The sequence below is a fragment of the Cetobacterium sp. 2G large genome, from assembly GCF_014250655.1.
GTDB classification, from domain to species: Bacteria; Fusobacteriota; Fusobacteriia; order Fusobacteriales; family Fusobacteriaceae; genus Cetobacterium_A; species Cetobacterium_A somerae.
Map to the genome: position 1 here is coordinate 272,960 of NZ_JACHTH010000005.1, position 17,746 is coordinate 290,705.

Genomic DNA, 17,746 nt, shown 5'->3' on the forward strand with positions numbered 1-17,746 from the left:
TTGAAAAAAACAGAAATTGGGGCATTAATTATAATTTTTGCCTCAATTTTCTTTTTTAGGTTGTATTGGACAACGTTTAAAGAGAAAATTGAGATAGGAGATATCATTGAACTAACTGGTAGAGTAGATGCAGGAAGAGGAAGAATTGAAAATATAAATGGAAAATATCCAGTAAAAAATATGTATTTTACAGTAAACAAAGTAGAAGATGGAGAAAAAATTATTTTAGGAGAAGTAAAGAAAATAAAGTTTTCAAAATGGGGAGTTCAATATAATATAGAGGCAGAAGAGGTAAAAAATAAAGAGAACATATTGAGAAATTTTTTTATAAAAAAAATAAAGAAAATAAGTGCAGATTATTCTTTTAGTTTAGAGCATTTTTTGAGAGCAACAGTCTTAGGAGAGGGATATTTATTAGATGAAGATGTAAAAGAAAAGTTTAGATACACAGGAACAGCTCATTTATTAGTAATATCCGGATTACATATTGGGGTAATTATTGCTGGAATGTCATTGTTATTATTAAAATTAAATATTAATAAAAGAAAAAGATATATTTTAGTTTTTATCATTCTAACATTATATGTTATTTCCATTGGAAAATCGCCATCAATATTTAGAGCATATATAATGGGATCAATTTATTTATTAGGAAATATTTTATATGAGAAGGTAAATAGTAAAAAAAGTTTTATATTAGCTTTTTGTTGTTCACTTTTAATTTTTCCAACATGGATTTACTCCATATCTTTTTGGATGTCATATATAGCAGTATTTTCTATAATTTTTATTTATGAAAAAATTCCTAAAATAAAAAAATATAGAAGTAAATATTTAAATAAGGTATTAAATACACTATTAATGACATTAACAATTCAACTTTGTATGACACCAATTTTTTATATATTTTTTAATACGATTCCTTTGTTTTCAGTTTTTAGTAATTTAATTATAATTCCAATAGCATCAGTTTTTATAATGATAAGTTTTATGACAATATTTTTATCAAATTTTTATTTAGAATTTTTAACAATTTCATTGGTAAATTATACTTATATAATTTTAATAAAGAGTATTGAATTACTAAGTGAAATTCCATATTTGACATTAGAATTATAGTTGTGTTAAGCTATTTATGCGAGGTGATAAAAATGATTGTTTTAAAGGTTATAATTTTACTATTTTCTTTGGTACTACACGAATTAGCTCATGGATATATGGCTTTATTTTGTGGAGATAAAACAGCTAAATATTCAGGAAGACTATCTTTAAATCCATTAAAGCATTTAGATCCAATAGGAGCGTTAGTACCAATTTTTATGTTGTTAAGTGGTTCGAATTTTATAATAGGATGGGCCAAACCAGTACCAGTAAATTATTTTGCTTTTAGAAATGGGAGAGTTGGAGAGTTCTTAGTTTCAATAGCAGGAGTTTTAACAAATTATTTATTAATGATACTTGGAGCTATTTTAATAAAATATGGAATAATACCTTTTAATGACATATCAATTTATTTTATAATAATAAATATGGCCTTGGGAACATTTAATCTTTTGCCAATTCCACCATTAGATGGATCAAGAGTTATAGCATCGTTTTTAAATGATGAAAATAGAATAAAAGTATTTACTTTAGACACATATGGAATTTTATTTATAATAGTATTAAGTTATTTTGGAATATTAAGTAAAATGATGTCTCCTATATACAATATTTTAGTGAGATTTATAGATTTGATAATTAGGAGTTAGTTAAATGAAAAGTATAAAAAAAGCTGTAAGGATAGAGTTTGAAGAAAGAAAATCAAAATTTATAGGTTATGCTAAACCAATTTCAACAAAAGAAGAGGCTGAAGATTTTATAAGTATGATTAGAGAGATGCATCCAGATGCTACTCATAATTGTACTGTTTATAGAGTTATTGATAATGGGCAAGAATATTTTAAGGCTGATGATGATGGAGAACCTAGTGGAACTGCTGGAAAACCTATGGGTGAAATATTGACTTATATGGAAGTAAATAATGTAGTAGTAGTAGCGACAAGATATTTTGGTGGCATAAAATTAGGAGCTGGTGGTTTAGTAAGAAATTATGCCAAAACTGCAAAGTTAGCAGTCTTAGAAGGAGAAATTGTAGAATTTATAGAAAGAGTTGAGTGTTTGTTAGATTTTTCTTATGAGAAAATAAATGAAGTAGAGACGTTACTTATAAATGGTAATGAGGAGTTATTAAATAAAGATTTTAACGAACGTGTAACGTATAGAGTAAAAGTTTCTAATGAAACATTGGAGAAGTTAAAAGAACTTAAAGATATATTGGTAATAATGTAAAAACAGGTAGATTGTTCTACCTGTTTACTTTTATTTTATAATCTTTTTTTTTGAATAAAAATAGTAATAATAAAGTCAAAGTTACATAAGCAAATTCAACAACTATTATGTAATATGGCCACTCTCCAAAATAATTAAGAGGAGATGAGAAAGTTGGTTTTCTATTAATATAAAGATAATTTGTTCCAAGAACAGTATTAATAAAATAAACACCAGCTGCAATAACATTTAAACCTAAGAATGAACCGGTCCATGACTCTAAAGATGGTCTTAACTTAAATACTTTATACTCAACTATAGCAACAAAAATTATATAAAAATGCGTTGAGAAAAAACTTATGTTAAAAAAATGAGGGAATGTTTCTCTTACTTCAGGTGTTAGTAGAGCAAAAACAGCTCCAATAGACCAAAAGAACGTTGCATATAAAAATGGTCCAAACCTAAATATAGATCCAAATACCGCAAATATAAGAGTTATGTTGCAAAGGTGTAGTGGAAGCAATTGATACCAAGCTTCACCAATTAATTTATATCTAATAAAAAGTTCACCACATTTAATTAATAAAATGACAAAAGATATAATCCTCATAATTTTTTTAGGCTGTGGATTGTATGCAACTCCAAAATAAAGAAACAGAAAAACCAAAGAATATCCCAAAAGATAAAAAAGATGTAATTTATCAAATAGTTCGAACTCCATGTACTCCTCCTAATTTATTTATGAAAACCTAAATCTGCAGGATTAATATCCCCAGAAACATGCTGAATAGTTCCACCTAGACTTTCAAATTGTGCTCTTTTTTCAGCGGTTTTCGTAATAAGATTTATAGTTTTTTCATTTAGTGACGATTTATTATAATGCCCTTTAGACCAATAATCAATAATTAATTTACTATCTCCAAAAATTCTAAAATTTCTTTCTCTTAAAGCAATGTCAATAGCTAAAAAAACACCTATTAATTCACCATAGTTATTTGTGCTACCTTGAGGAGCGAGATAGTTTCCAAATTCATTTATCATTTTTTCAGGAAGAATATTATCAAGTAAAGAGATTCCTAAACGGTTAGTAACTCTGACCTCAACACCAATACCTCGTCCAGTTCCAGCATCAAAATAGATGCCATCTTCTAATTTATTTTTAGCCTCTTGAATTTTTAATTTTTTATCTTCATATAGACCACCATTTTTTAACCACTCTTTAGCTTCAAGCTCTGTTTTAAATGATTTATAACGAGCATTTTTTCCTTTAGTAGCATTTTGACATTCAGGCCAAGAAGTTACAATTTTTGAGTAATTTTCATTATCTATAATAAAAGCATAATATTTTGTAGCCATAATTCTCCTTTTAAAGTTTTATATTATTTTATCATAAAATTAAAAAAAATAAAAAGGAAAGAGAAGAAAATATCAAAAAAACTTCGGATCATTAGTAAAAAAATGTTGCAAAAGTTAAAAATTTATGATAAAATCTTTACGATAAATAGAAAGATTTTAGGAAGGTGAAATTAATGAGAAAAGGAATTCATCCAGAGTACAAAGTAATAACTGTTGATTGTACATGTGGAAACAAATTTGAAACAAGATCAACTTTAGCAAAGGGAGACGAGCTTAAAATAGCTGTTTGTTCAAACTGTCACCCATTCTATACTGGAAAAGCTAAGTTCATAGACGCAGCTGGAAGAGTAGAGCAATTCAATAAGAGATTTGGATTAAAAAAATAAGAAAACGGGACTATGTCCTGTTTTTTTTTAAAGAAATATAACTAGGGAGGTTAAAATGGCTGTAATAGAAATAAATCATCCGCTAATACAACATAAATTAACATTATTAAGAAATAAAAATACGGATACAAAATCATTCAGAGAAAATTTAAATGAGATATCTAAGCTGATGACTTATGAAGTGACAAAAAATTTAGTTTTAGATGAAATTGAGGTTGAAACTCCTCTAATGAAAACAACTGGATATACATTAGGAACAAACATTGCAGTTGTACCTATTTTAAGAGCTGGATTAGGAATGGTAGATGGAATCGTATCTTTAATTCCAACAGCAAAAATAGGACATATAGGAGTTTATAGAGATGAAGAAACTCTACAACCAGTATATTACTACTGTAAACTTCCTGTAGATGTTCAAAACAAGCAAGTTATATTAGTAGATCCAATGTTAGCAACTGGTGGATCAGCAATATACGCAATAGATTATTTAAAAAATGCTGGAGTAAAAAATATAGTATTTATGTGTTTAGTAGCTGCACCAGAAGGTATAGCAAAAGTTTTACAAACACATCCAGATGTAGCAATTTATACTGCTAAAATAGACCAAGGATTAGATTCAAATGGATATATTTATCCTGGTTTAGGAGATTGTGGAGATAGAATATTTGGAACAAAGTAATTAAAAAAGCTGAACTTAGTTCAGCTTTTTTTTATTTCCTTTTCCTCTAAATAATCTAAAACATTTTTAATTTCTTGGATATTATCATCAGTTAAAATAGTGTGAAACTTTTTATCAAGCTTATCTAGAAACTCTTCAACATGACTTGCAATTCTTTCTCCATCTTTAGTTAAAGAAACATAAAAACTTCGAGCATCTTGATTAGATTGAGATTTAATAATATAACCTAAGCCTTCTAATTTTTTTAAAGTTTTACTAATTGCAGGTTTTTCAATAACTCCTAAGTCAACGAGTTGAGTAGGCGTTATTTTTTTTAACTCTTTAATTTTTAAAAGTATAATTCCTTGGGATGATTCTAAATTAAAAATTTTTAAATTATCATTAAGATGTTTTTTTTGTAACCTATTTATTCTTGAAAATAAAATAGGAATTTTAATTTTATTCATTGGTTCCTCCCTCTATAAATAAAAGAAATCTAGTTAAAAACATTGAAAAAATAAGAATAATAGTTATTTGTAATGCTCTAGTAGAAGCTTTAGTAACGATATCACCATAAGGTGTAAGATATAGACATATAGGAAGTATAATAGCTCTAATTAGTCCAAAAAAGAATATTTTCTGAAAAGGTGTTTTACCATAGTAACCTATGTAAACCATAGGATATATAAAAACCATTAATGCAAAAGCAAAAATAAATGGATTATTGCTAATTCCGTTTATAAAAAATGAAAAAATTATAGCTAAAAAGCAACCTAAACTATGAATAGTGATATTTAAAAAAGATAGTTTATGAATTTTTTCTAAGTTTAAATTCGTATAAATTCCAGCTAAAGTAGCATATGCAAAAAAAGTGTCTCTGATATCAAAAAACATATATGCTAACCATAAAGCAAAAACGATAATAGTTATTTTAAAAATATGAAAAATATCTTTATCAATATCTTCTCGTTGAGATTTTTTAACTCCTAAATTTTCTTCTTTTGTTGGAAAAATAAGAAGTAATATCCAACCAATTATCCCTCCTAAAACTGTGACTAAAACAATATCAACAACCATATTTTCAACAACTTTATCACTATATGTAGCATATATAGTTGTGAAAGAATAACCTAAGATACTACTTCGTATACCATTGGGATGCTTATATGAGAAAAAAAAGCAACTGAAAAAAACAGCAAATGTAACAACAGCAAAAGCTAAAATATTTTCTCTAAAAATCTCTGTAAACAATAAGCCTAAAGCTGCAAAAAATGAAATCCACCAGTAATTAGAAAAGAATATCTTTATAGAAAATTTTTTCATTGTAGTTACTACCCCAAAAGCAATTATAGGAATTTGGAAGTTAAAAGAAAAATTTGTGTATTTACTTAGTAAAATTCCAATAGTTATTGCTAGAAGACTTCTAAAAATATCAGGTATAAAATTGACGTTGTCGTTACTAGTAGACATAATTAAACACCATAATTATATTTATCCAAATTTTAGCTAAAAAATTATAAAAGATATTATTAGTTTCTGATAAAAGAATAACAGAAGCCATAGAGCCACTTGATAAATGTTTTATTGATTTTGAATTTTCAGCAATAATTGAAACTCGAATTTTTCCATTGTCTCTAATCCAACGATTATCAGTTGGAATATTGACAAGAGAACTAGATGTACTATACCCTTGAGCTAAAATTGGACTTATGTTTTCAACGGTACCTTTAAAAATAATTCCTGGAATTCCATCAAATAAAATTAAAGCCCTTCTATCGGGAGTTATTGATTTTATATTTTTTTCTTTTAAATCTACATTAACTTTTAATATATTATCATTTTTTATATAAAATAGAGGTGTATTTTCTTTAATCGATGTATTCTGATAAAAATTATCCATAACCACTTCACCATTAATAGGAGAAAGAATAGTTGTATCTTGAAGATTAATTCTAGCTTTTTCTAGAGCTCCTTCTGCTATTAAAAGCGTAGGAGTAGAATCTTCATTTGTTTTATATTTTGTAAGAAGATTATCTAAAATACCTTCACTATTTTTTAATGTTTTTTCTGATTCGAGAACTTTGGTTCTCATATTATCTAAATCAATTTCACTAATAAATGATTTTTTATATAAAGATTCAAATTTAGTAAGTTCTTTTTTATTACGTAAATAGATATTTCGATTTTTTTCAACAATAATTTTATTTTTTTCAATATCACTTTTTAAAGTTTTAATAGAGTCAAGAGCTTCATTGTATTGTCCTAGTGCAGAAGTGTAAGAAGCTTTATATAGTTTATTATCAACACTAAATAGTGGTTGATGAATATTTACAAATTCACCATTTTTTACAAAAATTTGATCGACACTGCCAGAAACTTTGCTATAAACTGGAGCAATTTGATATTCCAAAAAGGCTCTAGAAGAGTATGGTATGTTCATCTGGAAAGTAACGGATAAAAATAAAAAAACTAAAAAACTAAAAAAAATACCTACATAAATTAAAATAGCTTTCTTTTTATAAATCATAATATCACTCCTAAATTAAAATAGTTTCCTAGGAAACTATTTTAATTTTACTATTTTTGGAAAAAAAATACAAGATAAATTTATTTGAATTATTATATTTATCATTATATAATTTAAAACAAAATTAAGAATAATAGGAGGAAAAGTGTTAAGTGTTATAATTCCAGCTTATAATGTTGAAAAATATATTGAACGATGTATAAACTCTGTTTTAAATCAATATTTAAAAAATATTGAAATTATAGTTATAGATGATGGATCAAAAGATAAAACATCAGATATTTGTTTAAAGATATCTGAAAATAATAAAAATATAATATATAAAAAAGTGCAAAATGGCGGGTGTAGTGCTGCTAGAAATTTAGGAATTTCAATGGCTAAAGGAAAATATATAGCTTTTTTGGATTCTGATGATTGGGTAGATTCAGATATGTATATAAATATGATAGAAGAAGCTGAAAAAAATCAAGCAGATATTGTAATATGTGGATTTAAGAAATTAGATGAAAATAAAAATCTTCTTTCAACAGTTAAAATTCCTAAAAGAAATAATAAAAATGAGTATATAGATTGTACTACAGAGTGGTTTGCATCACCATGTAATAAAATTTATAAAAGAGATTTATTAGAAAAAAATAATATTAGATTTTTATTAAATATCTATACTGGTGAGGATATGTTTTTTAATTTTATAAGTTTTTTTTATAGTAAAGATATTATTTCTTTAGATGAACCATATTATAATTATTTTATGAACCAAAATTCAGTTTCAAATAATTATAAAAATAGAACAGATATTTATATTGTTATAAGAGAATTAATATCTTTTTATAAAAGAAATGGGGTATATAAAGAAAATATAAATAAAATTAGGGAATGCTTTAAATATCATGGTATAATGTATCCCTTTGATGTACTTCAAAAATTGAGTGAAAATAAAGTTGAAAATTGGAAAAGGTTTTATATAAAGATAAAAGAAGAAATAAATAGATTAAAAGAAATAGAAACTATAGATATAAAAATATATTACTATTATAGAATTTTTAGATTAAAAATGATGTGGCTTAAGCGATTTAAAAAAATGCTAATAGAAAAATAGGGTGAGGGACAGTGAAAAAAATATTAATAAAGGCGTATGCACAACTAAATTTAGGAGATGATCTTTTTATAAAAATGCTTTGTGAAAGATATAAAGATACAGAGTTTTATCTTTTTGCTACTTCTGAATATGAAAATTTAAAAGGGATTGAAACAAATAATTTAAAGATTTTATATAATAATACTTTTGCAAAAAAGATATTATTTCGTTTAGGAAGAAAATTTGGAGTATATAATATATTAGAGGATTTAAAAGCAAAAGAGTTAGATGGTGTTGTTAATATAGGAGGATCAATTTTTATAGAAAATGATTTTTCAAAAGAGGACTTTAAAATAAGAGAAAGAAACTTGGAATTTGGAAAAAACTATTTTATTTTAGGAGCAAATTTTGGTCCTTATAAAAGTGAAGCATTTAAAAGTATGTATCATGATTTTTTCAAAAAATGTAAGGATGTATGTTTTAGAGAAAGGTATTCATATGAGCTTTTTAAAGATTTAGAAAATGTAAGATTTGGAAAAGATATAGTCTTTAGTCTAAAGCAAGAGACTGTAGCAAAAGAAGATTATGTTTTATTTTCTATAATTTTACCATCAGCAAGGCCAGGTTTTTCTGGAATAGAGTCAGAGTATTTTAATAGATTGAAAACATTAACTTTAGATATTATAAAAAGTGGAAAAAAAGTTAAATTTATGTCCTTTTGTCAAGGGGAAAAAGACGAAGAAGCTATAAAAAAATTACTAAATATGATACCAAATGAGCAACATAAATATATTTCTAAATATTTTTATAGAGGAGATATGAATGAAGCATTGGAAATATTAAATAAAGCTGATAGTATTGTAGCTACAAGATTTCATGCAATGATATTAGGATTTGTTCTTAAAAAGCCTGTATTTCCAATAGCGTATAGCAAAAAAATGACAAATGTTTTAGAAGATTTAGAGTTTAAGCAAAATTATGCTTCTTTAGAAAATTTACAAGGTTTAAATTTTGAAAAATTTAAAGAGAATGAGGCACTATCTCCAAACACACTTATAAGAGCAGCTCAGGATGGAGAGAGGCATTTTTTAAAATTAGATGATTTTTTAAGCGAATAGAGGTTGATATGGCTAGAAATGAACTAAAAATAGGAACGGCTCTTTCAATGATGACAATAATTACAAGTTCGGTTATTCAGATTTTATATACGCCTTTATATATGAAGTATTTAGGGCCAGGAGATTACGGAATAAACTCATTGGTTCAATCAATAATGGGATATATATCTATTTTGAACTTAGGATTAGGGAATACAATGCTAAGATATACAACAAGATACAGAGCTGAAGGAAAAATAGAGGAAGAAAAATCTTTAAACGGAATGTTTTTAGTAATTTTTTCTATTTTAATGACGATAGCTTTTATTATAGGAGTATACATTTATATAAATATTGGGAAATTTTTTGGAGAAAGATTTACTTTGGTAGAACTTGAAAAAACAAAAGCGGTATTTATAATATTAGCCTTAAATGTAATTATATCTTTTCCAATGGGTATTTTTTCTACTAATATAACATCTAGAGAAAAGTTTATATATCAAAGGGGAGTAAAACTTATAACGATTATACTAAATCCTATTGTCGGAGCAATTTTAATGATAAATGGTTTTGGTTTAATAGCAGTAACTGTTTCAACCGTATGTTTTGCAATATTATCTTATTTCTTTGATATGATTTATGCTTTTAAATTAGGAATGAAAATAAAATTTTCTAAATTTAATAATGATATTTTAAAAGAGATATTTGTTTACTCATTTTTTATTTTTTTAAATGTATTAATTGATCAAATTTATTGGGGAACGGATAGAGTTATAATAGGAAAGTATGTTGGAGTTCAAGGAATTGCAATATACTCTGTTGGAGCAATATTTAATACTCTTTATATGGGATTTGCATCAGCTGTTTCAGGTGTTTTATTTCCAAGAATAAATAGGTTAATAGTAGAGGAAAAGCACCAAGAAGTAGATGACATGTTCTTAAAAATTGGAAGATTACAATATATTCTTTTAGGATTAATTTCTTCAGGTTTTATATTATTTGGAAAAGATTTTATAACTTTGTGGGTTGGAAAAGAATATATTGAAGCATATAACATAGCGTTATGGATAATGATACCATTAACAGTTCCCTTAATTCAAAGTACGGGTGTAAGTATAATGCAGGCTAAAAATATGCACCAATTTAGATCAATAGTTTATTTTATAATAGCTATTTTAAATTTAGTTCTTAGTATTATTTTTGTAAAAAAAGTTGGAGCAATAGGATGTGCAATAGCTACGGGAATTTCTTTTATTTTAGGACAAATAATAGTTATGAATATATATTATAAAGTTTCAGTAGGATTAGATATAGTTAAATTTTGGAAAAATATTATAAAAATGTCAATACCAATGGGAATAGTAATGATATTTGGATATATTTTAAATTATTATTTAATAGAAATTAATTATTTAAATTTCTTGATAAAGATAGGACTTTATGCAATATCTTACGGAATATTACTTTGGTTTATGGGATTAAATAACTATGAAAAATCTCAAGTTTATATATGGAAAAAGTAAAAAGTGATGTAATTAAACATCACTTTTTTTATTGGTAATATATTCCTCTGTTAAAAAATGGATTCCTAAAAATAAGATATACCATCCAAAAACAACATAAACAGCTTTATCAGTTAGCAAAGGTAATACAATGATTAAAGAACCAAATAAAAAATGTAAAAGACCTTTTACAATAACTAAGATTTTTACTTTAGCTTTTGTATTCTCCCAAGATGTAAGTTTATTGTCTCTACCTAAAATTAAGATTAAACCCTTTAGACAAAGAAGTCCACCAATATAACTTGTAAAAAATAATTGACTAGTAAAAGTGTTTAAAAGAATGATAGCTACAGATATAAGCTCGATTATTCCCTCACCTAGAACAAGCCCCCAATGGAAGTATGGACTTTTTCGATTTGTCATTGAATAGAAAACATGATATATACCATTTAAAAATAAAACAGTACTTAAAATATACTCTATATTTTGATTGAAAAATCCCATATTGCTAATTCCAAGAGCTCCTATTAAAATGTAAAAAATTCCTAATGTTAAGAAAAATGATTTAAATTTTATTGCCATTATAAATTCTCTCCTTATAAAGAATAGTTATTGATTGAATTATATCAGAGTTTAGAAAACACTTCAATTAAAAAAAACTTCACATAAATGCGATAGATTGATATAATATTAAAAAAGTTTTTTTAGGAGGGACAGGTGTTTTCAAAAAATATACAAAATTTAAAAACATCTCCAGTGAGAGAGTTAATACCATATTCAAAAAAGGCTAAGGATGCTGGTGTAGATATAATACATTTAAATATAGGTCAACCAGATTTAGAAACTCCAAAGGAGTTCTTTGAAGCAATAGAGAATTTTGGAGAGAGAACAATAGCTTATTCGGACTCATCAGGGAGAAAAGAGTTAATAGACTCAATAAAAAAATACTATAATAATTTAGGAATAAATTATGAAAATGATGAAATATTAATAACTGCAGGTGGAAGTGAAGCATTATTATTTACACTAATGACACTTTTTAATGCAGGTGAAGAAGTTTTAATTCCTGAACCATATTATGCAAATTATAACAGTTTTTTTGCTATGTTAGGAATTAAGGTTGTGGGAATTCCTACAAAATTTGAGGAAAACTTCAAACTTCCAGAAAAAAGTGTAATTGAAAATTTAATTACAGAAAAAACAAAAGCTATAATGTTTTCAAATCCGGGAAATCCTACAGGATCAGTTTACTCGAAAGACGAGCTTTTAATGTTAAATGAAATATCAAAAGATAGAAATTTATTTTTAATAAGTGATGAAGTTTACAGAGAATTTATTTATGATGGAAAGGATACAGTTAGTTGTGGAACTTTCGTAGATAATTTAGATAGAATAATACTTATAGATTCTATTTCAAAAAGATTTTCAACATGTGGTGCAAGAGTTGGAACAATATTAAATAAAAATAAAGAGTTTATGTCTTATATTTTAAAGTTATGTCAATCAAGATTATCAATATCAACTCTTGATATGGTTGGAGCAGAAGCATTATATAGATGTATGGGTAAAGATTACTACGAAGCTGTTAATAAAAAATATATGGAAAGAAGAGATTTCTTATATGAAGGATTAAATAAAATAGATGGAGTAGTATTAAATAAGCCAGAAGGAGCGTTTTATTGTATCGTTGAACTTCCTGTAAAAGATGCAACAGATTTTTCTAAGTGGTTATTAGGAGAGTTTTCATATGACAATTCAACAGTTATGTTAGCACCAGCAAAAGGTTTCTATCAAAATGAAGAGTTAGGATTAAATAAAATTAGAATATCTTATGCTTTAGAATTAGATAGATTGGAAAAAGCGATAAAAATAATAGATTTAGGATTAAAAAAATATAATAATAAATAAAAAAACGCTAGGATTCTAGCGTTTTATTTTTTTAATAGAAGTTCTCTAAATTCTTTAGCAGTCATTCGATTACTTTTAATCTCTTTTTCTATTTTTATAGGAGCGGCTACTTTAGGAGTATATAAAGAGTTTGTAAGAGAGTTAATATGTGTAATAGCTACAGCAATAGCATCAGCAGCATCATCAGGTTTAGGAATCTCTTCTAGCTTTAAGATTTTTTGAACCATAAGTTGTACTTGTTTTTTATCTGCTTTACCATAACCAGTAATACCCATTTTAACTTGAAGTGGTGTATAACTCTCTATTTGCAAATTATTTTTTTTTCCAGCTAGGATTATAACACCTCTAGCTTGTCCAACGCTAATAACTGTTTTATTATTTTTAAAAAAGAAAAGTTCCTCAACAGCCATGAATTGTGGAGCATAAAAATCTATAATCTCTTCAAGTTCATTAAAAATTTGTAAAAGTCTATCTTCCATAGGAAGATTTTTATCTGTGAAAACACATCCGTATTTTATTAAATTAATTTTATTTTCTTTATAATCTACAATTGAATATCCAACGATTGCAGTACCAGGATCAATACCTAAAATTCTCAAAAAAATCACCTCTAAAATAGTTTAGCATGAGATAAGAAAAAAAACTAGGAGATGTATATAAGTTTAAAAATTATGGTATAATAGAAAACATAAAAAGATAGCATAATAGGAGAGTATATATGATTTTAAAAAGAGCTATGGCAGCGCAATTAATAGAAGAGTTAAAGATGCAAAATAAAAAAGTAGTTTTTACAAATGGGTGTTTTGACATTCTACATGTAGGACATTTAACATATTTAAATGAGGCTAAAAGACAAGGGGATATACTTGTTGTTGGAGTAAATTCAGATGCGTCTGTAAAAAGATTAAAAGGTGAAAGTAGACCAATTAATAGTGAAGTAGATAGAGCTGAAATGCTTTGTGGTTTAAAAGCTGTAGATTATACAGTTATATTTGAAGAAGATACTCCTTGTGAGTTATTAGATGAATTAAAACCTTCAATTCATGTAAAAGGAGGAGATTATACAAAAGATGATCTTCCAGAGACAAAAATTGTAGAGAAAAATGGTGGAGAAGTTAGAATTTTAGGGTTTGTAGAGGGGAAGTCTACAACGAACATAGTTAATAAGATACAAGGGTAGGTGAATTATGAAAAAAATATTAACATTTGATGAAATTAATATATTAGCTAAAAAACTAGCAGATTGTGTTTCACCAAATACAGTAGTAGCTCTAATAGGTGATTTAGGAACAGGGAAAACAACGTTTACAAAAACTTTTGCAAAAGCTTTTGGGATAATGGATAATTTGAAAAGTCCGACATTTAACTATGTTTTAGAGTACTTGGATGGAAGATTACCTCTTTATCATTTTGATGTATATAGATTAGGAAGTCCAGAAGAGATTTATGAAATTGGTTATGAAGATTACATAAATAATGATGGAGTAGCTCTTATAGAGTGGGCAAATATAATTGAAAGTGAGTTGCCTAAAAAATATATAAAGATAGAGTTTGAATATGCTTTAGATAAAGAAGAGCAAGAGGTTAGAAGTGTTAGTTTAGAGTATATAGGAGATAAAGAAAAAGAGGAGGAGATGTTAAAATATGTTGATTTTAGCAATTGATACATCTACAAATATAGGAACAGTAGCTATTTATGATAATAAAAAAGGCGTTGTTGGAGAAATAACTTTGAATGTAAAGCAAAACCACTCAGCAATAACAATGACAACAATAGATACATTATTTAATTTAACTGGGATAGATAAAAAAGAGATTGATAAAATTGCTGTAAGTACAGGGCCAGGTTCATTTACTGGAATAAGAATTGGAGTAGGGTTAGCTAAAGGCTTAGCATACGCTTTAAAAAAGCCAATTGCTGGAATAAATGAACTAGATTTACTTGCGAATACATATAATGGTGATAAAAAAGTTATAGCAATGTTAGATGCAAGAAAGGAAAGAGTATTCTCTGGAGTATATAAGAAAAAGAATGATGCCTTTATGTTAGATGGAGAATATATGGCTGAAGAACTAGAGAATATATTAAATATTGTGGATGAAGAAACTGTATTTGTTGGAGATGGAGCATCTGCATACGAAGATATAATAAGAGAAAAACTAGGAGATAAATGTATATTTATTAAAAAATCTTTAAATATATCTAGAGCTTCTTTATTAGCTGAATTAGCTGAAAATAAAGAGGATAATTTATTTACTCTTGAGCCATACTATGTAACAAAATCTCAAGCTGAAAGAGAAAAAGAAGGTAAATAAATATCGAGGTGGGCTTATGAACTCTTTTAAATTGAAAGATGGAATCTATTGGATTGGAGCATTAAATCCAGATCTGAAAGTGTTTGATGTGATTATGGAGACTCAATTTGGGACGACATATAACTCTTATTTAGTTAAGGGTGATAAAAAAATAGCAGTTTTCGAAACTGTAAAAGAAAATAAATTCCAAGAGTTTTTAGAAAGATTAAAAACATGTTTAGATGACATCAGTAAAATTGATTATATTGTATTAAATCATACAGAACCAGACCATTCAGGATCTGTTGGAAAATTATTAGATTTAGCACCAAATGCTAAAGTTGTTGGATCAAAAAATACAATTGAGTTTTTAAGAGGTATACTAAATAAAGATTTTCCTCATATAATTGTAGGACAAGATGACACCATATCTTTAGGAAATAAAACGTTGAAATTTATATCAGCACCATTTTTACATTGGCCAGATTCAATGTATACTTATATAGAAGAGGATAAATATCTAGTGACATGTGATTCATTTGGTTCTCATTTTAGTTTTGATGGTATATTATTATCAAAAGTTCCAGTTGAAAGACATAAAGATTATATGGTTGCTTTAAGATACTATTATATGTGTATATTTTCACCTTTTAGAAAATATATGTTAGAAGGAATTGAAAAAATTAAAGATTTAAAGATTGATGCAATACTTCCAGGGCATGGTCCTGTTTTAGATATTGATATCGATAAAATGATACAAACATATAAAAATTGGTCAACAGTAAAAAATCCAAATGAATTTAAAAGTATTATAATCCCATATGCAACAGCTTATGGATATACAAGAGAGCTAGCTCAAGAAATTGAAAAAGGAATAAAAGATTACAATTCTACTATAGAAGTAAAAAGTTATGATTTAAATATAGATAACTTTGGAAAATTAGAAGGTGAGATTTTAAGAGAATTTCAATGGGCAGATGGGATACTATTTGGAAGCTGTACTATAAACGGAGATACATTGCCGGTTATTTGGAATCTTTTAACATCGTTAAATCCAATCGTTCATGGTGGAAAATATGTATCAGCTTTTGGAAGTTATGGGTGGAGTGGAGAAGCTGTTCCTAATATAATTTCTAGATTAAAAGAACTTAGAATGCATGTTATAGATGGGATGAAAGTTAATTTTAGAGCATCTAGAAAAGATTTAGATACAGCATTTGAATTTGGAAAAGAGTTTGCAAAGCATATGTGTTTGAAAACACTCCCAGAAAAGGTGGTGGATACAGTTATGGAGAATTTAAATCCAGATAGAAAATTAATGAGATGGACATGCAGTGTTTGTGGAGAATCTTATGTTCAAATTGATCCCCCAGAGGTTTGCCCAGCATGTGGAGTTGGAAGAGAATTCTTTGTACCATCGCCGCTAGATAAAAAAATTGAAAAAAGTGATGCTGAAGAAAAAATAGTTATAATAGGTGGAGGAATTGCAGCTTTATCTACTGCTCAAGTAATTAGAGAAAGAAATGACAAAGCTAAGATAGTTATTTTATCTAAAGAGAAAGAGTATCCATATTATAGAACATTATTGTCTGAAATGATTGGAGAAAATATTTCAAGAGAAAAATTCTTAGTAAAACCAGAAGAGTGGTATAAAGATAAAAAAATTGAAATCTCTTTGAAAAAAATAGTGGAGGATATAGATTCTAAAAATAAAATTATAAAAACAGAAGATGGGCAAGAAATATCGTATGATAAACTTGTTATAGCTACAGGAGCAAGAGCAATGGTTCCAAGCATTGGTAACTCTCATTTAGAAGGAATATTTACTGTTAGAAATAAAGAGGATGTAGATGCAATTAAAAATTATTGCATTGGAAAGAAAAAAGCTGTTGTAATAGGTGGAGGAGTTTTAGGATTAGAATCAGCATGTGGACTTCAGAAATTAGGATTAGAAGTTACTGTTGTTGAGATGATGCAAAGAATGCTTCCAAGACAACTTGATGAAGAAGGGTCAAAAATATTTGAATCATGTATTAATAAAAGTGATATAAAACTTTATAAAAACTCTAAAGCAGAAAAATTTGATGGAACTCAAAAAGTAGAGGGAATTCATTTAGATAGTGGAGAAGTAATCGAAGCAGATATTGTTATAATTAGTTCAGGAATAATTCCTAATAAAGAGTTAGCTGAAAAAGCAGGTATTGCTATTAATAGAGGGATAATTGTTAATGAAAAAATGGAAACATCTGTAAAAGATATTTATGCTTGTGGAGATGTGGCTGAGTATAAGGGAAATGTAATTGGATTATGGCAAATATCTTCAGATCAAGGAAAAGTAGCAGGACTTAATTCTATCGGAATTGAAGAAAAATATGAAGATAAAATACAACCAGTTACTTTTGAAGGAATGGGAACAAAAATATTCTCAGCAGGTGGTGTTTTAGAAACTCAAGATTCGATTTGTGAAAGAGATTATGATGATTTAATTTATAAAAAATTAAACTTTAAAAATAATGAATTATCATCTGGAATATTAATTGGAGATATAGAAAAAGGTATAGTTATAATTAAAGGATTAAAAGATAAAGAAAAAAAAGGAAATCTATTAAAAAAGTTCTATAAATAGGTA

The 17,746-nt window shown here is 26.7% G+C and carries 20 protein-coding genes; 13 read left to right on the top strand and 7 right to left on the bottom strand.

Annotated features, from left to right (window positions below; genetic code table 11):
- From H5J23_RS04140 to H5J23_RS04150, 3 genes are read left to right on the top strand one after another with little or no spacing between them, the layout of a single operon-like run.
- Positions 1 to 1,119 carry a ComEC/Rec2 family competence protein gene (locus tag H5J23_RS04140; RefSeq protein WP_185891061.1) on the top strand — a complete coding sequence of 373 codons (1,119 nt, stop codon included), beginning with the start codon at positions 1 to 3 and terminating at the stop codon, positions 1,117 to 1,119.
- A 32-nt stretch (positions 1,120 to 1,151) separates the two neighbouring features.
- Positions 1,152 to 1,751 (top strand): site-2 protease family protein, encoded by a 600-nt coding sequence (locus H5J23_RS04145; RefSeq protein WP_023051935.1) that lies wholly within the window; start codon positions 1,152 to 1,154, stop codon positions 1,749 to 1,751.
- Positions 1,752 to 1,755: 4 nt separating this feature from the next.
- On the top strand, positions 1,756 to 2,331 hold the full coding sequence (locus H5J23_RS04150) for a YigZ family protein (RefSeq protein ID WP_185891063.1): 576 nt from the start codon (positions 1,756 to 1,758) through the stop codon (positions 2,329 to 2,331).
- Positions 2,332 to 2,347: 16 nt separating this feature from the next.
- Here H5J23_RS04150 and H5J23_RS04155 read toward each other — a convergent pair whose 3' ends face one another.
- Entirely contained in the window at positions 2,348 to 3,031 is a 684-nt protein-coding gene (locus H5J23_RS04155) for a TIGR02206 family membrane protein (protein WP_023051933.1), read from the bottom strand.
- Positions 3,032 to 3,045: 14 nt separating this feature from the next.
- The gene (locus tag H5J23_RS04160; RefSeq protein ID WP_023051932.1) at positions 3,046 to 3,666 is read right to left on the bottom strand and encodes a ribonuclease H family protein; all 621 of its coding nucleotides are present in this window, start codon (positions 3,664 to 3,666) and stop codon (positions 3,046 to 3,048) included.
- Between the two features lie 173 nt (positions 3,667 to 3,839).
- Here H5J23_RS04160 and rpmE point away from each other — a divergent pair, with 173 nt between their 5' ends.
- Together rpmE and upp are read left to right on the top strand one after the other, a co-directional pair.
- Entirely contained in the window at positions 3,840 to 4,052 is a 213-nt protein-coding gene (rpmE, locus tag H5J23_RS04165) for a 50S ribosomal protein L31 (protein ID WP_023051931.1), read from the top strand.
- Positions 4,053 to 4,107: 55 nt separating this feature from the next.
- Positions 4,108 to 4,731 (top strand): uracil phosphoribosyltransferase, encoded by a 624-nt coding sequence (upp, locus tag H5J23_RS04170; protein ID WP_023051930.1) that lies wholly within the window; start codon positions 4,108 to 4,110, stop codon positions 4,729 to 4,731.
- A 20-nt stretch (positions 4,732 to 4,751) separates the two neighbouring features.
- On the opposite strand, the gene H5J23_RS04175 is transcribed toward upp, so the two are convergent.
- From H5J23_RS04175 to H5J23_RS04185, 3 genes are read right to left on the bottom strand one after another with little or no spacing between them, the layout of a single operon-like run.
- Positions 4,752 to 5,177 carry a MarR family winged helix-turn-helix transcriptional regulator gene (locus H5J23_RS04175; protein ID WP_023051929.1) on the bottom strand — a complete coding sequence of 142 codons (426 nt, stop codon included), beginning with the start codon at positions 5,175 to 5,177 and terminating at the stop codon, positions 4,752 to 4,754.
- Positions 5,170 to 6,180, bottom strand: coding sequence for a hypothetical protein (locus H5J23_RS04180; protein WP_185891065.1), 1,011 nt, complete (start codon positions 6,178 to 6,180; stop codon positions 5,170 to 5,172). The genes H5J23_RS04175 and H5J23_RS04180 overlap by 8 nt, the downstream gene beginning before the upstream one ends.
- On the bottom strand, positions 6,170 to 7,237 hold the full coding sequence (locus H5J23_RS04185) for an HlyD family secretion protein (protein ID WP_185891067.1): 1,068 nt from the start codon (positions 7,235 to 7,237) through the stop codon (positions 6,170 to 6,172). The genes H5J23_RS04180 and H5J23_RS04185 overlap by 11 nt, the downstream gene beginning before the upstream one ends.
- 145 nt (positions 7,238 to 7,382) lie before the next feature.
- Here H5J23_RS04185 and H5J23_RS04190 point away from each other — a divergent pair, with 145 nt between their 5' ends.
- From H5J23_RS04190 to H5J23_RS04200, 3 genes are read left to right on the top strand one after another with little or no spacing between them, the layout of a single operon-like run.
- Complete coding sequence (locus H5J23_RS04190) at positions 7,383 to 8,336, top strand: glycosyltransferase family 2 protein (RefSeq protein WP_185891069.1); 954 nt, start codon at positions 7,383 to 7,385, stop codon at positions 8,334 to 8,336.
- An 11-nt stretch (positions 8,337 to 8,347) separates the two neighbouring features.
- Entirely contained in the window at positions 8,348 to 9,433 is a 1,086-nt protein-coding gene (locus H5J23_RS04195) for a polysaccharide pyruvyl transferase family protein (RefSeq protein ID WP_185891071.1), read from the top strand.
- 8 nt (positions 9,434 to 9,441) lie between these two features.
- The gene (locus H5J23_RS04200) at positions 9,442 to 10,935 is read left to right on the top strand and encodes a lipopolysaccharide biosynthesis protein (RefSeq protein ID WP_185891073.1); all 1,494 of its coding nucleotides are present in this window, start codon (positions 9,442 to 9,444) and stop codon (positions 10,933 to 10,935) included.
- A 12-nt stretch (positions 10,936 to 10,947) separates the two neighbouring features.
- Here the strand turns inward: H5J23_RS04200 and H5J23_RS04205 are convergent, their stop codons facing one another.
- Complete coding sequence (locus tag H5J23_RS04205) at positions 10,948 to 11,496, bottom strand: DUF308 domain-containing protein (protein WP_185891075.1); 549 nt, start codon at positions 11,494 to 11,496, stop codon at positions 10,948 to 10,950.
- A gap of 135 nt (positions 11,497 to 11,631) precedes the next feature.
- Here H5J23_RS04205 and H5J23_RS04210 point away from each other — a divergent pair, with 135 nt between their 5' ends.
- Positions 11,632 to 12,822 carry a pyridoxal phosphate-dependent aminotransferase gene (locus H5J23_RS04210; protein ID WP_023051531.1) on the top strand — a complete coding sequence of 397 codons (1,191 nt, stop codon included), beginning with the start codon at positions 11,632 to 11,634 and terminating at the stop codon, positions 12,820 to 12,822.
- 23 nt (positions 12,823 to 12,845) lie between these two features.
- Here H5J23_RS04210 and ruvC read toward each other — a convergent pair whose 3' ends face one another.
- Positions 12,846 to 13,421, bottom strand: coding sequence for a crossover junction endodeoxyribonuclease RuvC (gene ruvC, locus H5J23_RS04215; RefSeq protein ID WP_040405952.1), 576 nt, complete (start codon positions 13,419 to 13,421; stop codon positions 12,846 to 12,848).
- Between the two features lie 119 nt (positions 13,422 to 13,540).
- Between ruvC and rfaE2 the strand changes: the two genes are divergently transcribed.
- Genes rfaE2 through H5J23_RS04235 form a run of 4 tightly spaced genes read left to right on the top strand, consistent with a single transcriptional unit; the run spans position 13,541 to position 17,743 of the window.
- Positions 13,541 to 14,002, top strand: a complete 462-nt coding sequence (rfaE2, locus tag H5J23_RS04220; RefSeq protein ID WP_185891077.1) for a D-glycero-beta-D-manno-heptose 1-phosphate adenylyltransferase — start codon at positions 13,541 to 13,543, stop codon at positions 14,000 to 14,002.
- Positions 14,003 to 14,009: 7 nt separating this feature from the next.
- Positions 14,010 to 14,486, top strand: coding sequence for a tRNA (adenosine(37)-N6)-threonylcarbamoyltransferase complex ATPase subunit type 1 TsaE (gene tsaE / locus H5J23_RS04225; protein ID WP_185891079.1), 477 nt, complete (start codon positions 14,010 to 14,012; stop codon positions 14,484 to 14,486).
- Positions 14,467 to 15,138, top strand: a complete 672-nt coding sequence (gene tsaB, locus H5J23_RS04230) for a tRNA (adenosine(37)-N6)-threonylcarbamoyltransferase complex dimerization subunit type 1 TsaB (RefSeq protein ID WP_185891081.1) — start codon at positions 14,467 to 14,469, stop codon at positions 15,136 to 15,138. Before tsaE ends, tsaB begins: the two co-directional genes overlap by 20 nt.
- A gap of 16 nt (positions 15,139 to 15,154) precedes the next feature.
- Positions 15,155 to 17,743 carry an FAD-dependent oxidoreductase gene (locus H5J23_RS04235; protein WP_185891083.1) on the top strand — a complete coding sequence of 863 codons (2,589 nt, stop codon included), beginning with the start codon at positions 15,155 to 15,157 and terminating at the stop codon, positions 17,741 to 17,743.
- Positions 17,744 to 17,746 lie beyond the last annotated feature (3 nt).